Origin of the sequence: Embleya sp. NPDC127516, assembly GCF_044765325.1 — a bacterium.
Classification (GTDB): Bacteria; Actinomycetota; Actinomycetes; order Streptomycetales; family Streptomycetaceae; genus Embleya.
On sequence record NZ_JBIWJT010000016.1, the window covers coordinates 157,936 to 171,884 of the forward strand.

General features: G+C 70.8%; 14 protein-coding genes. 9 read left to right on the top strand and 5 right to left on the bottom strand.

Annotation, left to right across the window (positions count from 1 at the left end; genetic code table 11):
* The first annotated feature begins 15 nt into the window (after positions 1 to 15).
* From ACIRL2_RS29520 to ACIRL2_RS29530, 3 genes are all read left to right on the top strand, one after another.
* Positions 16 to 1,161: an acyl-CoA dehydrogenase family protein gene (locus ACIRL2_RS29520; RefSeq protein ID WP_395864495.1), complete on the top strand. Its 1,146-nt coding sequence runs from the start codon at positions 16 to 18 to the stop codon at positions 1,159 to 1,161.
* Positions 1,162 to 1,175: 14 nt separating this feature from the next.
* On the top strand, positions 1,176 to 2,216 hold the full coding sequence (locus ACIRL2_RS29525) for a phosphotransferase family protein (RefSeq protein ID WP_402236001.1): 1,041 nt from the start codon (positions 1,176 to 1,178) through the stop codon (positions 2,214 to 2,216).
* A 95-nt stretch (positions 2,217 to 2,311) separates the two neighbouring features.
* The gene (locus ACIRL2_RS29530) at positions 2,312 to 2,764 is read left to right on the top strand and encodes a universal stress protein (RefSeq protein WP_395864491.1); all 453 of its coding nucleotides are present in this window, start codon (positions 2,312 to 2,314) and stop codon (positions 2,762 to 2,764) included.
* A 90-nt stretch (positions 2,765 to 2,854) separates the two neighbouring features.
* Here the strand turns inward: ACIRL2_RS29530 and ACIRL2_RS29535 are convergent, their stop codons facing one another.
* Positions 2,855 to 3,595: a TetR/AcrR family transcriptional regulator gene (locus tag ACIRL2_RS29535; RefSeq protein WP_395864490.1), complete on the bottom strand. Its 741-nt coding sequence runs from the start codon at positions 3,593 to 3,595 to the stop codon at positions 2,855 to 2,857.
* A 219-nt stretch (positions 3,596 to 3,814) separates the two neighbouring features.
* On the opposite strand from ACIRL2_RS29535, the gene ACIRL2_RS29540 reads away from it, so the two are divergent.
* Together ACIRL2_RS29540 and ACIRL2_RS29545 are read left to right on the top strand one after the other, a co-directional pair.
* The gene (locus tag ACIRL2_RS29540) at positions 3,815 to 5,146 is read left to right on the top strand and encodes an NAD(P)/FAD-dependent oxidoreductase (protein ID WP_395864488.1); all 1,332 of its coding nucleotides are present in this window, start codon (positions 3,815 to 3,817) and stop codon (positions 5,144 to 5,146) included.
* Between the two features lie 223 nt (positions 5,147 to 5,369).
* Positions 5,370 to 6,986: a SpoIIE family protein phosphatase gene (locus ACIRL2_RS29545; RefSeq protein WP_395864487.1), complete on the top strand. Its 1,617-nt coding sequence runs from the start codon at positions 5,370 to 5,372 to the stop codon at positions 6,984 to 6,986.
* 279 nt (positions 6,987 to 7,265) lie between these two features.
* Here ACIRL2_RS29545 and ACIRL2_RS29550 read toward each other — a convergent pair whose 3' ends face one another.
* Positions 7,266 to 8,525: an MFS transporter gene (locus tag ACIRL2_RS29550; RefSeq protein ID WP_395864485.1), complete on the bottom strand. Its 1,260-nt coding sequence runs from the start codon at positions 8,523 to 8,525 to the stop codon at positions 7,266 to 7,268.
* 382 nt (positions 8,526 to 8,907) lie between these two features.
* Between ACIRL2_RS29550 and ACIRL2_RS29555 the strand changes: the two genes are divergently transcribed.
* Together ACIRL2_RS29555 and ACIRL2_RS29560 are read left to right on the top strand one after the other, a co-directional pair.
* Entirely contained in the window at positions 8,908 to 9,462 is a 555-nt protein-coding gene (locus ACIRL2_RS29555) for a MarR family winged helix-turn-helix transcriptional regulator (protein WP_395864483.1), read from the top strand.
* A gap of 74 nt (positions 9,463 to 9,536) precedes the next feature.
* Complete coding sequence (locus tag ACIRL2_RS29560; RefSeq protein WP_395864481.1) at positions 9,537 to 9,806, top strand: hypothetical protein; 270 nt, start codon at positions 9,537 to 9,539, stop codon at positions 9,804 to 9,806.
* 49 nt (positions 9,807 to 9,855) lie between these two features.
* Here ACIRL2_RS29560 and ACIRL2_RS29565 read toward each other — a convergent pair whose 3' ends face one another.
* Positions 9,856 to 10,323 (bottom strand): DUF6328 family protein, encoded by a 468-nt coding sequence (locus tag ACIRL2_RS29565; protein ID WP_402236007.1) that lies wholly within the window; start codon positions 10,321 to 10,323, stop codon positions 9,856 to 9,858.
* Positions 10,324 to 10,577: 254 nt separating this feature from the next.
* Between ACIRL2_RS29565 and ACIRL2_RS29570 the strand changes: the two genes are divergently transcribed.
* Both ACIRL2_RS29570 and ACIRL2_RS29575 read left to right on the top strand, forming a co-directional pair.
* A complete protein-coding gene (locus ACIRL2_RS29570; RefSeq protein ID WP_402236009.1) occupies positions 10,578 to 11,498 on the top strand; it encodes a DMT family transporter in 921 nt (306 codons plus the stop codon).
* A gap of 98 nt (positions 11,499 to 11,596) precedes the next feature.
* Positions 11,597 to 11,863, top strand: coding sequence for a hypothetical protein (locus ACIRL2_RS29575; protein ID WP_395864476.1), 267 nt, complete (start codon positions 11,597 to 11,599; stop codon positions 11,861 to 11,863).
* 220 nt (positions 11,864 to 12,083) lie between these two features.
* On the opposite strand, the gene ACIRL2_RS29580 is transcribed toward ACIRL2_RS29575, so the two are convergent.
* Positions 12,084 to 12,500 (bottom strand): hypothetical protein, encoded by a 417-nt coding sequence (locus ACIRL2_RS29580; RefSeq protein WP_395864474.1) that lies wholly within the window; start codon positions 12,498 to 12,500, stop codon positions 12,084 to 12,086.
* 66 nt (positions 12,501 to 12,566) lie between these two features.
* Positions 12,567 to 13,910: an ATP-binding protein gene (locus ACIRL2_RS29585; RefSeq protein WP_395864727.1), complete on the bottom strand. Its 1,344-nt coding sequence runs from the start codon at positions 13,908 to 13,910 to the stop codon at positions 12,567 to 12,569.
* Positions 13,911 to 13,949: the final 39 nt, after the last annotated feature.

Here is a 13,949-nt window from a genome sequence, read left to right on the forward strand (position 1 = left end):
AGGGGGAGCACACACATGAGGGACCGCCACCTCGAACCCGAGCACATCGCCTTCCGCGAATCCGCGCGCGAGTTCTTCCAGCGCGAGGTCGTCCCGTTCCACGACCAGTGGGAGAAGGACGGAATCGTGGACCGCTCGGTCTGGCTCAAGGCCGGCAAGCAGGGGCTGCTGGGCATCGACGTGGACGAGCGCTACGGCGGCGGCGGAGTATCCGACTTCCGCTACTTCGCGACGTTGTCCGAGGAGCTGATCCGGGTGGCCGCCTCGGGCGTGGGCTTCGGGCTGCACAACGAGGTGGTCGCGCCGTACCTCAACGACCTGGCCACCGACGAGCAGAAGGAGCGCTGGCTGCCCGGCTTCTGCTCCGGTGAGATCATCACCGCGATCGCGATGACCGAACCCGGCGCGGGCAGCGACCTCCAGGGTGTGCGCACCACCGCGATCCGCGACGGTGACCACTACCTGCTCAACGGCGCGAAGACCTTCATCACCAACGGCATCAACGCCGATCTGGTGATCGTGGTGGCCAAGACCGACCCCACGGCCAAGGGCAGCAAGGGCATCAGCCTGATCGTGGTCGAGCGGGACATGCCGGGCTTCGAGCGCGGGCGCAATCTGGACAAGATCGGGATGAAGGCGCAGGACACCGCCGAACTGTTCTTCGCCGACGTCCGGGTGCCGGTGGCCAACCTGCTCGGCGAGGAGAACCGCGGCTTCTACCACCTGATGAACAACCTGCCGCAGGAGCGCCTGGGCATCGCGAGCGCGGCGGTCGCCGGCGCCGAGACGGTCTTCGCGCACACCCTGGAGTACGTCAAGACCCGTACCGCGTTCGGCCGCCCGATCGGCTCGTTCCAGAACACCAGGTTCGAACTGGCGGAGATGGACACCGAGTTGGACATCGCGCGCACGTATGTCGACGACTGCGTCATGAAGCACATCGCGGGCGAGCTGGACGCGGTCGCGGCCTCGAAGGCCAAGTGGTGGACCACCGACCTGCAAAAGCGCGTGGTCGACCGATGTCTGCAACTGCACGGCGGCTACGGCTACATGCTGGAGTACCCGGTGGCCAAGGCGTTCATCGACACGCGCGTGCAATCGATCTACGGGGGGACGAACGAGATCATGAAGGAAATCATCGGCCGCTCCCTCGGCATCTGAAGCGGAGTGCGAACATGACGCAGAGTCCCCTGGCCGAGGCATTGCGGCCGGAAGCCATCACGGCCTGGCTGGCCGAGCGGACCGAGGTGTGCGCACCGCTCGGCTTCGACCTCGTGCTCGGCGGTCGCTCCAACCTCACCTACGTGGTCTCGGACGCCGACGCGCGCCGCTGGGTGCTGCGTCGGCCCCCGTTGGGGCACGTGCTCGCGACCGCGCACGACATGGGCCGCGAGCACCGGATCCTGGCCGCGCTCGGTTCCGGACGCACCGACGTGCCGGTACCGCCGGTGCTCGGCCTCTGCACGGACGACACGGTCAACGGTGCGCCGTTCTTCGTGATGGACTTCGTCGACGGGCACGTGATCCGCTCCGCCGAGGACGCGACGAAGCTGCTCACGCCGCAGGCCCGACAGCGGGCCGGAGAGCAGCTCGCGGACGTGCTCGCCGCGATCCACGCGGTGGACGTGGACGCGGTGGGCCTGGGCGAACTCGGCCGTCGCGAGGACTACATCGGGCGCCAGTTGCGCCGCTGGCATCGCCAGTGGGAGGCCACCCGGGTGCCCGGGATCGAGGCGATCGACGAGGTGCACGACGCGCTCGCGGCATCCGTACCGCCGCAGCAGGGCGCCACGATCGTGCACGGCGACTTTCGGCTCGACAACGTGATCCTGGGCCCGGACGGCACGGTGCGGGCCGTCCTGGACTGGGAGCTGTGCACGCTCGGCGATCCGCTCGCGGACGTGGGCACCACGCTCATGTACTGGGTCGAGGCGGGCGAGGACGGCGCGTTGTTGCCCGCCGACGGCACCGCGAGCGAGGGCTTCGTCGACCGGGCCGCGTTCGCCGCGCGTTACGCGGCGGCCACCGGTCGGGATCTGTCGCACATCCGCTGGTACCAGGCGTTCGCGTGCTGGCGGCTCGCGTGCATCCTGGCCGGCGTGCTCGATCGCTACACCGCCGGCGCGATGGGCGACCAGGACGCGGCCGGCCGGTTCACCGCCGACGGCCTGCGCGCGCTGGCCGAGCGCGCGCGGGAGATCCTCGCGCACGCCTGACCGCCGTCCGGGTGGCGTTGCCGCGGAAAGGTGAGCGCGCGACATCCGGGTGGTATGGGGCCCTCCACATCCGGATCCGGTGACGAGGAGGGCCCATGGCCGACGCTGAGCCGAAGGGCGTCGTGGTCGGCGTGGACGGGTCGGAGCCCGCCCGGCGGGCGCTGGACTGGGCGATGACCGAGGCCGAGCTGCGCGGCCTGCCGCTGTACGTGGTGACCGCGCAGCCCGCGACCCCCGGGTATGTGCTCCCGGCGCCCGACCCGAACTTCCAGGAGGACCTCGAGCGGGTGCTCGCCGAACTGCGGATCCGTACCGAGACCACGTTCGCCGAGGTGAACGGCGAACGCGAGCGGCCGTTCGGCGGGCGTGCGGAGGTCCAGGTGTACTCGGGGACGGCGACCGAGGTGCTGCTCGGGATGTCCGAGCGGCACGAAATGGTCGTGGTGGGCTCGCGTGGTTCCGGCGGCTTCTCCCGCCTGCTGCTCGGCTCGGTCAGCACGGCGGTGGTGCACCACGCGGCGTGCCCGGTGCTCGTGGTGCGCGGCTGACCGGCGCGAAGCGTGTGAGTGGGCCGGGGAGGGCGAACCCGGGAGACCGGGCTCGGCGCGGTGCGGCTCGGCTCAGGAAAGCGGTGCGGCTCAGCTCAGGAAAAGGGTGTCCAACTCGTCCTGCGTGAACGGCTTCCCGGGCAGCGGGGAGGAGTGTCCCGCGTGCAGGCCGTCGAGCAGGATCTCCAGATACCGTCCGGCGATGGTCAACCGCTGTGGATGCGGAAGCCCGGACGGGGGCAACAGGCACGACATCATCAGCGAGATGTCGGCGTCCGAGACGTCCGCCCTGAGCAACCCGCCGGCCTTGGCCCGATCGACCAATACGCCTACCGCGTCGTTCAGTTCGGCACGTGAGGAACTCATCTCCTCGGTCACCGGAACCCGGCCGCTGAGCGCGGGGAACAGCCGCCCGGCACCCGAGCCGACCGCGCGACGTAAGTAGCGCGCGAGGGCGGACCACGCGTCCGGCTCCTCGTCCAGCGCGTTGATCGCCTCGGCGGTGAGCCGATTGGTCTCGGCGATCATGATCCGCTGGACCAGCGCCTCCTTGCCGGTGAAGCGGCGGTAGATGGTGCCCACCCCGACCCCGGCGCGGCGGGCTATCTCCTCCATCGGAGCGTCGTAGCCCAGCTCGCCGAACACCTCGCGGGCCGCGCGGAGCACCTGTTCCAGATTGCGTCGGGCGTCGGTGCGCAACTGCGGCGACGGCTCGGCCGGCCGGCTTCGTTGCGGCTTGCGAGCCGGTGGGATCGTCGTCGTGTGCCGACCCCCGATGCCGTCGCCGGTGTCCTGTGTCTTCGTGGTACGCGTACGCGAAGCGCCGCTCATAGCGTCTCCCCCGAAAGGCAAGTGTGTCGATTCCCCCACCAGACCCCGCTTTGCCCAGGGCGTCGAGACTACCCGAACCGACCCCGCCCCAGAAGCGGAATCCGACAGCACGGTTGTGAAGATATCGCTGACCGCTGACGTCTCGTCACCAACCGTGCGGGGCACGCAAACCCGATGAACATCTGTCTGTGGCCGCCGGAAAGGGGCAGAGTGGGACGCATGACGACCTCGACTCGGCCCGAGCGCATCCTGATCGTCGGCGGCGGCTACGTCGGCATGTACACGGCCCTTCGCCTGCAACGGAAACTCAAGGCGGGAGAGGCGACGGTGACCGTCGTCGAACCGCAGTCGTACATGACCTACCAGCCCTTCCTCCCCGAGGCCGCGGCCGGCGCCATCTCGCCGCGGCACGTGGTGGTCCCGCTGCGCTCGGTGCTGCCCAAGTGCCGCATCGTGACCGGGACCGTGGAGCACGTGAACCACGCGAAGCGGACCGCGACCATCGAACTGCTCGGCGGCGAGACCTACGACGCCTCCTACGACCTGCTCGTGGTCGCGCCCGGCTCGGTCGCCCGCACGCTGCCGATACCCGGCCTGGCCGAGTGGGGCATCGGCTTCAAGACCGTGGAGGAGGCCATCGCTCTGCGCAACCACGTGCTCGAGCAGATGGACACCGCCTCCTCGACCCGGGATCCCTCGATCCGCGACCACGCGTTGACCTTCGTCTTCGTCGGGGGCGGCTACGCGGGCGTGGAGGCGCTCGCGGAGCTGGAGGACATGGCCCGCTACGCGTGCCGGTACTACGACAACATCACTCCGGCGGACATGCGCTGGATCCTGGTCGAGGCATCGCCGCGGATCCTGCCCGAGGTGGGCGAGGACATGGGCCGGTACACCGTCGCCGAACTGCGCCGGCGCGGCATCGACGTACGGCTGAACACCCGGCTGGAGTCCGCCCGCGACCGGCACGTGGTGCTCTCGGACGGCACCGAACTCGACGCGAGCACGCTGGTGTGGACGGCGGGCGTCAAGCCCAGCCCGATGTTGATCGCCACCGACCTGCCGCTGGACGACAAGGGCCGGCTCAAGGCGCGCGCGACGCTGGAGGTGGACGGCGTCCCCGGCGTGTGGACGGCGGGCGACTGCGCGGCGGTGCCCGATCTGACCAAGCCGGGCGAGGAGTTCACCGGCCCGAGCGCGCAACACGCGGTGCGCCAGGCGCGTGTGCTCGCCGACAACATCATCGCCACGCTGCGTGAACAGCCGCAGCGGCAGTACCGGCACAAGCACGCCGGTTCGGTGGCCTCGCTGGGCCTGCACAAGGGCGTCGCGCAGGTGTACGGGATCAAGACCAAGGGCCTTCCGGCGTGGTTCATGCACCGCACCTATCACCTCAGCCGGGTGCCCACGCTGAACCGCAAGATGCGGATCATGGCCGAGTGGACGCTGTCCCTGATGTTCCGGCGCGAGATCGTCTCGCTGGGTTCGATCGAACACCCGCGCGCCGAATTCGAGTACGCCACCCGAGGCGACCGCAAGCCCACCAGGTAGGCGTGAACGACCGGCGGGCTCGTAGGCTGCCGTGGTGCCCGAGGGTTGAGTGTCTCGCGACCGGGTCCCGTACATTGCCACAGCGCACTCCTGTGGTACCCCGAACGGGGGCCCGGTCACGGGACGTGATTCCCTCACGGCCGACTTTCGCCCACACTGGTGATGTCACCTGCGGTAAACCTCCATGCGCTTTGCGTGAACGAACTCCCTAGGAAGCGAGCGGTTGAACATCACTCGGTGGGGCGCCCGGCTGGCCGGTGACCGGCGGCGCTCGGTGCCGGCGGCACGCAGCCAGGAATCGAACGACACCTTCCCGTTGCGCGACGTGCTGGCCCACGCGCCCGCGCTGATCGCGGTCACCCGAGGGTCGAACCACGAGCTGTGTTACGTCAACGACGCCTACCGGGCGGTCTTCGGCGCGCGCAGATCGGGCGTTCCGGCCCGGGACGCGTTGCCCGAGTTGGCCGAGCACGGGCTGCTGACGCTGATGGATCAGGTCTACCGGACCGGGCGCGGGCGGACGGTGCGCGCCCGCCGCGTCGACCATCGCGGCGAGACGTATCCCGGCATGCCGGAGAGCGAGCGCAAGCACGGCTACTACACGTTCGTCTGCACGCCGGTACGACCCGAGGCGGCCGGGCGCGGCGGCGACACGCGGGGCGTGCTGGTCTTCGCGGTCGACGTCACCGACCAGGTGCAGGCCACCGACCGGCTGCGGGAGAGCGAGCGGCGGCACCGGCAGGCCGCGGTCACCCTGCAACGCAGCCTGCTGCCGCAGCGGCTGGAGAACCCCGACGACCTGATCGTGGCCGCGAAGTACCTGCCCGGCGGCACGGACGCCGCGGTGGGCGGCGACTGGTACGACGTGATCACCCTGGGCGCGGGCCGCACCGCGCTGGTGATCGGCGACGTGATGGGTCGGGGCGTGCGCGCCGCTGCGGTGATGGGTCAACTGCGCACGGCGGTCCGGGCGTACGCGCGGTTGGACCTGCCGCCGCACGAGATCCTGCAACTGCTCGACGAGACCGCGATGGAGATCGACGCCACCCAGATCGCCACCTGCGCGTACGCGGTCTACGACCCGGGGGAGGGCGTGCTGACCTATTCGACGGCGGGCCACCTTCCGCCGCTGGTCCGCGACGGCGAGGACGTGATCCACAAGCTCGACGACGCGAACGGGCCGCCGCTGGGCACGGGTGCGAGTTGGCCGCACACCTCCGGCCGGATCACCCTGGACCCGGGCTCGACGGTGGTGCTGTACACCGACGGCCTGGTCGAGCGCCGGGGCGAGGACCTGGACGAGGGCATCGACACGCTGGGCGCCGCGCTGTTGTCGTCGGTGGGCGAACCCGAGGCGGTCCGCGACCATCTGATCGCGCACATGCAATTGCCCGAGGAACACGACGACGACATGGCCATGCTCGTGCTGCAACTGCCGCGTCGGGAAGGCGCCCAGGCCCGGCTGTTCCGGACCGCGTCGCTGGACCTGCTCGGCGGCAGCGAGGTGGCCGCGCGTGGCCGGGCGTTCACGTCGGGCGTGCTGGCGAGCTGGCAGGTCGGCGAGGAACTGCGCGAGTTGGGCGTGCTCGCGGTCAGCGAGTTCGTCGCGAACGCGCTCACCCACGGGGCCGCGCCGATGCGGTTGCGCCTTCGGCGCACCGACAAGCGGTTGATCGTCGAGGTCTCGGACGCGGACGATCACGTGCCGCGGCGGAGGCGGGCCGCGGCCGACGACGAGAGTGGGCGTGGGGTGGCGATCGTGGCGACGATCGCGAAGTCGTGGGGGAGTCGGCTCACGGACGAGGGCAAGACGGTCTGGTGCGAGTTCCCGTTGGGGTGATGGGGTTTTTGGCCTCATGCGCCGGCCGGGCTGGGTGGCCTCAAGCGCCGGCCGGGCTGGATTGGTTTTGGCTGACCTTGGGCGGTGGGTTGCTTTGGGGTGGCCTCAAGCGCCGGCCGGGCTGAGTGGCCTCATGCGCCGGCCGGGCTGGATTGGTTTTGGCTGACCTTGGGCGGTGGGTTGCTTTGGGGTGGCCTCAAGCGCCGGCCGGGCTGGGTGGCCTCAAGCGCCGGCCGGGCTGAGTTGGCGTCATGTGCCGGCCGGGGTTGAGGTTGGTGGTCAGGCTGTGAGGGCCTGGGGGGTGGGGTGGGGGGTGGATTCGGCGATTATTGTGCCGTTTTGGGTGGGGTTGAGGGTGTGGCGCATGCGTAGGGCGAGTGCGGTGATCAGGAGTGAGCAGGCCATCAGGGCGGCCAGGTAGGGGCCGTACAGGCCGGCGCCGACCATGACGCCGGCGAAGGCCGGACCCGCTGCCATGGCGAGCTGCTTCACCAGGGACTGGGCCGCGTTGTACTGGCCGAGCAGGTGCGCGGGTGCCAGGTCCGCGACCATCGGCCCCAGCGTCGGCGCGAGCAGCGACTCGCCCACGCCGAGCAGCGCGAACGTGATGATGATGGTGACCGCCGCCGCGACCTTGTCGCCGTGCACCAGGCCGGACACCGCGGTCACGATCCAGGCGAGCAGCCAGACCAGGCCGGTGGCCGCGATCACCGTGCTGCGCCGGCGGCGCTGGGTGATCCGCAGGACGGTGAGCTGACCGAGCACGATCACCGCGGTGTTGGCCGCGAGCGCGACGCCCAGCATGCTCGGCGAGATCCGGCTGACCTCGGTCGCGAACGCGGCCAGGCCCGACTCGAACTGGCCGTAGCAGGTGAAGAAGATGACCGCGCTGACCACGCACAGCCGGACCATCGCGCGGTCTCGCAGCAGATGCCGGAAACCCGCGCCCGGCACCGTCCCGGCCGGCGCGGCAGGCACCGCGGGCAGCCGGACCGTTCCGCACACCGCGCCGAGCACCAGGAACATCGTGGTCTCGATGGCGAACAGCAGGGTGAAGCTGGCCGGCCGCGACGGGTCGACGATCAGGCCGCCGATCAACCCGCCGATGCCCAGGCCCAGGTTGTTGAAGGTGAACTGGAGCGCGAACGCGCGAGCGCGGGTCGGCGCCGTCGTGCACCGCACGATCATCGTCGCCAGCGCGGGCTGGATCGCGGCCACGCCGGCTCCGAGCAGCGCGGCGCCCACCATCACCGGCAGCTCGCCGCGGGCCAGACCCAGGGTCAGCGCGCCGAGCGCGGCCACCACCGAGCCGACCGCGACCACCGGGCGGGGGCCGCGCCGGTCGATCGCCGGACCGACCATCGGGAGCGCGCACAGCGCGGCGATGGCGAGCACGCTGAACATCAGGCCGGCCTGACCGGCCGACAGCTCTCGTACCCGCGTCACGTACACGAACAGGAACGGCACCGTGAAACCGCTGCCGAACGCACTGAGCGCGTTACCGAGCTGGATCCGACGCAGAGCGCCCTGGGTCGCCATCACACACCTCCCGACTACCGGTCGCGCGGGCCGGCCGCTCCGGCCCACGGGGATCGGTCCGCAGGCCGGGCTCGGGCGTACGGAGGCGTGCGAGAGCAGCCGAGCCGACCGTCGCCGGCCCGGGGCATGCCCGAGTCCGGCGGCGGGGGACCGCCTGTATCCGCGTCGAGGCGGGTGCGCCGGGGGCGACCGGAGTCCAGGGCGCGCCTGGTCCGGGCCCACGCCGGCGTCGCCGCCGTGCCTGATCCGAAGAGTCCGAGTCCTCAAGCCTGAAGACTTCAGAGCTAAACTATACGGATCTATAGCGTCGCCGTCCAACGCCTTGTGTCGCGACAGCCCGGAGACGGCGGCCGAGCGGGCCGAAGATGCGATACTTCCGGGCATGACAGAGGGGGCCGAGCAGGCAACAGCGGACGAAGGCGACATCGAGGAGTACCTCGCCGTCTTCCAGCGCGAGTTCCCCGAGGTGGACCCGCAGGTCGAGACGATCGTGGCGGCGCTGTCCAAGCTCAACCGCCGGATGAACGTCGCGTACGGCCGCCAACTCACCGCGCTGGGCATCACCAACGCCGAGTGGGAGGTGCTCAAGGCCCTGGTGCTGGTCGGCCGCCCCTACCGGCTCAGCCCCGGCGACCTGGCCCGCCGGTTGGGCCTGACCCCGGCGGCGATGACCCATCGGCTGGACCGGATGGTCGCCGAGGCGCTGGTCACCAGAACCCGGGACGAGCAGAACCGGGTGCGGGTGATCGTCGAACTGACCACGACCGGTCGGGATGTGTGGCTGCGCGTGGTGCGCGAGGCCGCGGTCTTCGAGGCCGGTCTGCTCCAGGACCTGGGTCCGGCCGAGCGGCACGCCCTCGCGGCCGGCCTGCGCGGCATGCTCGCGCGGGTCGAGGAATCCCAGCCGGACGCGGGCGGGCGCCTGGACACGGAGTGATCCGGCGGGCTCCGAGCGCTGCCACGCTCGGGTGCGCCGCCACGGCGGGACCGGACGAGAAGGGGACCGGATACATGCGAGTGCGCATTCCGAGGCAACGCGGCGACATCGAGCGGCTGGACCGACCGCTGCCCGAGGGACTGTCCAGACCGGCGCCGCGCATCCTGCGCGCGCCGCGCCCGAGGGCCCCGCGCCCGGCCGAGGACCCACTGCTGGACTACCGCCTGGTGGTCACCCGCACGCTGATCCGGCACCGGCCCGCCGAGGCCGGCGAGTGCGGTTGCGGCGTGCCCGTACCGTGCCCGGTCCGGGCGCACGCGGCCCGGCTCCTGGAATGGGTCTGACCTGATACGGATCCGACGCGACCCGCTCTGAAGTCTTGTGCGCGAAGCTTCAGGGAAGCGGGTCGCCGGCCCGCCGGAAACGGGTGACCATCGGCTGGAGCAGCCACACCCACAGGATCAGCACCGCGAGCGGGATCGCCATGGACAACGCCCAGGAACGGCCGAAAAGGTAGTCCACGACCAGCAGGATCGCCGAGATCATGGCCACCGCGAGGGCGACCGCGCCGGCGATTCCGTAGCGGTTCGACCGCCTGAGCAGGACGTCCTTGAGGCCGCCCCGGAAGAGCAGTCGATGCTGGACGGCCGGCGCGATGAAGCACACCGAGGACAGCGCGGTCGATATCAACGCCACCAGGAAGACGTCCTTCTGGAACTCGGTCACCCGCGCGAAGCCCTGCGCGAAGGGCACCGTCAGCAGGAACGCGTACATGAACTGCACACCCGGGAGCGCGATGCGCAGCCCTTGGAGCAACTCGTTCAGTTCGCGGTCCAGTCGTTCCTTCGACGTTTCGTCCATGGTGGGCTGCTGCCCCGAAGAAACGTTTCACACCCTCTCCCGGCACCGCGAAATCACCTGCCCGCGGCGCCGGCGCGGCGTTAGGGTGTCGTCCATGCACCGCGACTGGTCGATCTGCCCGCCGCCCCGCCACTGAGCGGGGTGTCCCCGGGTCCGATCCGACAGTCCGGGTCGCGGCCCCAGCCCGACCTGGCCCGAACCGGTGCCGCCCCGCTCCGACGTTGTCCTGTTGGCGTCGAAGTCGGAGCCATTCCATGTCTGTTCGTACCTTCGTGCACGCTGCCCGGAACACCCGATCCGGGCTCGATCTGTTCGTCCTCGCCGGAGTCCTGTGGGGCACCGGCGGGATCGCCGGCGCGGTCCTGGCCGGCCGCGCCGGCCTGCACCCGGTGGCCATCGCGGCCTACCGGCTGCTCGCCGGCGGTCTGCTGATCACCGGCTACGCGCTGGCCACGGGGCGGCTGCGGGTACGCCGCCCGAGCCGGGCCGAGCTCGCCCGGATCGCGAGCGCCGGCGCGCTGTTCACGGTGTTCCAGGCCGCCTACTTCGCGGCCGTGGTGGCCGGCTCGGTGAGTCTGGCCACGCTCACCACCATGGTCGCGGTACATCTCATGGTCACCGTCGGCACGGCCGTGCGCGAGCGGCGCCGACCCGGCCGGATCGTGCTCGCGAGCCTTGCCGCCGCCGCGCTGGGTCTGGTCCTGCTGCTCGGCACACCCGCGGGCGGCGCGGGCGGCGCGCTCGTCGGTACGGGCTTCGCACTGGTGGCCGCCGGTGGGTTCGCGGTGCTGACCCTGGACTCCCGACCGGCCCTGCCCACGCTCGATCGGGTCGCGGTGACCGGCCTCGGATTCCTCTTCGGGGGTTGTCTGTTGCTGCCCGCGGGGCTGGTGGTCGGGATGACCGTGCCGATGCGCGCCGACGTCCTGGGCGCGGTGGTCTTCCTGGGCGTGCTGCCCACCGGGGCGGCGTATGTGGCCTACTTCACCGCGCTCGGCCGCGCGCACCCGGCCGGCGCCGTCGTGGCGGTGCTGCTCGAGCCGCTGACCGCGACCGTGCTCTCCGCGCTCCTGCGCGGTGAGCGACTCGGTCCGGTGCAACTGCTCGGTGCACTCCTCGTGCTGACCTCGATCGCCGTACACGGACGCGCGGCCGGCCTGCCGGCCCGCGACTGAACCCACGCGGCCCCGTCGGCCCTTCGGGCGGAACCATCCCGAACCACCCGCCCCGCACCCGTTTCTCGGCTAGCGTGCCGGCACACGGAGGAGGTGCCATGAACGTGTCCGAGGATGTGTCCGACGGGGCCGCGTGTTCACCGTTCGACCCGACCGCGCTGCCGGCGACGGGGGGTTACTACAAGAAGCTCCCACCCACGCCGTGCACCTACGAGACGGCGCCGTTACCGGCCGAGGCGGTCGACGGCCACCCGATCGTCTGCAAGAACCGCGCGTGCAAGTACTACCGCAAATCCGACAAGGTGGAATACAAGTCCGGCCCACGCGCCTACCGCTGCGAAGAATGCATGACCTGGACGGACTGAAACCGTCACCCGTCACCGTCACCCGGAGCCGGCGACATCTCGGCCCGGCCGGCGTCCGCGGCCACTCCATGGCATCGACCAGCCAACCGCCGGCCGAGTCCCATCAGGGCCATGCGGCCACGAACATGGTGGGTCGGGCCGATCGCCGGGTGACCGTGCGGCCACGCGGCGACCAGGCCCGGCCACGTTCGGGGGCGTCCTCGACGAGGACGCAAGCGCATCATTCCCCGTCGGGGAGCCGCTGATTCCGTTTCGGGGCCAGTGAATTCGGCGATTGTGCCGGTGCGTTCGCGATCGCGGCCGCCGCCGGCGCACGCGCGGCCCTCGCCGCCATCCGGCGCAACCACCACCGGAACACGCACCCCGCCGCGATCAGGAGGAGCAGCACCACGAAGCCGAAGGACACCCAGAACGCGGTGGGGGTGGGCAACTGCCCCGGCGGGGTGTCCGGCCACGCGCGCGGCAGGTCGTCGGGCGTGCCGAACACCGAGCGCATGGCGAGCGCCGACCGGCGGTAGGTGACCCCGTCCGGCCAGTCCTTGCCGCTCGCCAGCGCGGCCAACCCGGTGGAGAGCCAGATCACCGCGGTGCCCGCGATCAGCAGCAACAGGCCCGCGATCAGCAGACCGTCCGGCACGCCACGCGAGGGCGCCCGGCCCGGCGTGGGCAGGCGCGGTTCCGGCGGTTGTCCGGGCGAGCCCATCTACGCCGCCGGATCGTCGGCCAACGCCGCCTCGGCGCGCACCCGTTCCTCCACCGCGTCCTCGGTCATCGCGCGGTCGGTGTAGACCATCGGCCGCTCGGTGTCGGTGATCAGGTGCTTGACCACCTGTACGTTGCCGTTCACGTCCCACACCGCGATACCCGGGGTCAGCGTCGGGATGATCTCCACCGCCCACCGGGGCAGGCCGAGCACCTTCCCGGTCGCGCGTGCCTCGTCCGACTTCTGCATGTACACGGTTCTGGTCGAGGCCATCTTCAGGATCGCCGACGCCTCCTTGGCCGCCGCGCCGTCCACCACGTCGGAGAGGTGGTGCACGACCGCGACGAAGGACAGACCCAGCCGACGGCCGAACTTGAGCAGGCGCTGGAAGAGTTGGGCCACGAACGGGCTGTTGATGATGTGCCACGCCTCTTCGACCAGGAAGATGCGCTTGACCCGGTCCGGGCGGATCCAGGTGTGCTCCAGCCACACGCCGACGATCGCCATCAGGATCGGCATCGCGATCGAGTTCCGGTCGATGTGCGACAGGTCGAAGATGATCAGCGGCGAGTCCAGGTCGATGCCGTCCGTGGTCGGCCCCTCGAACATGCCCTTGAGGTCGCCGTCGGTGAGCCGGTCCAGGACCAGCGCGACGTCCAGACCCCAGACCCGGACGTCCTTGACGTCCAGGCTGAGCAGTTCGCACGACTCGGGGGTCGGATTGCGCAACGCCTCGACGATGTCCGGGAGGATCGGCTGCCGCCCGTGCACGGTGCGCATCACGTGCGTGTGCGCGGCCTTGAGCGCGTAGCCGGCGCGCTCCTGGAGCGCGTGGCCCATGGCCACCTCGATGATGGTGCGCAACAGCGCCAGTTGGCCGGTGACGGCGATCGCCGGGTCCAGCGGGTTGAGCCGGACCGCGTCGCCGGAGAGGTCGTTGGGGTCCAGTCGGACCGGCTTGACGCCCAACGCCTCGGCGATCAGGTTCCACTCGCCGACGCCGTCCTCGCCCTGCGCGTCCAGGACCACCACTTGGCGGTCGCGAAAACGCAGCTGGCGCAGCACGTAGGTCTTCTCCAGCGCCGACTTGCCGTTCCCGGACTCGCCCAGGACCAGCCAGTGCGGTGCGGGCAGTTGCTGGCCGTAGAGCTGGAAGGGGTCGTAGATGTAGCCCTTGCCGGAGTACACCTCGCGGCCGATGATCACGCCCGAGTCGCCCAGCCCGGGTGCGGCCGTGGGCAGGTAGACCGCCTGGGCCTGGCCGGTGGACGTACGCACCGGCAGCCGCTGGGTCTCGTTGCGGCCGAAGATGATGCCGGAGAAGCCCTGGGTCAACGCGGACATCAGACCTGACACGTGATCACCTCATCCCTTGGTCGCGGC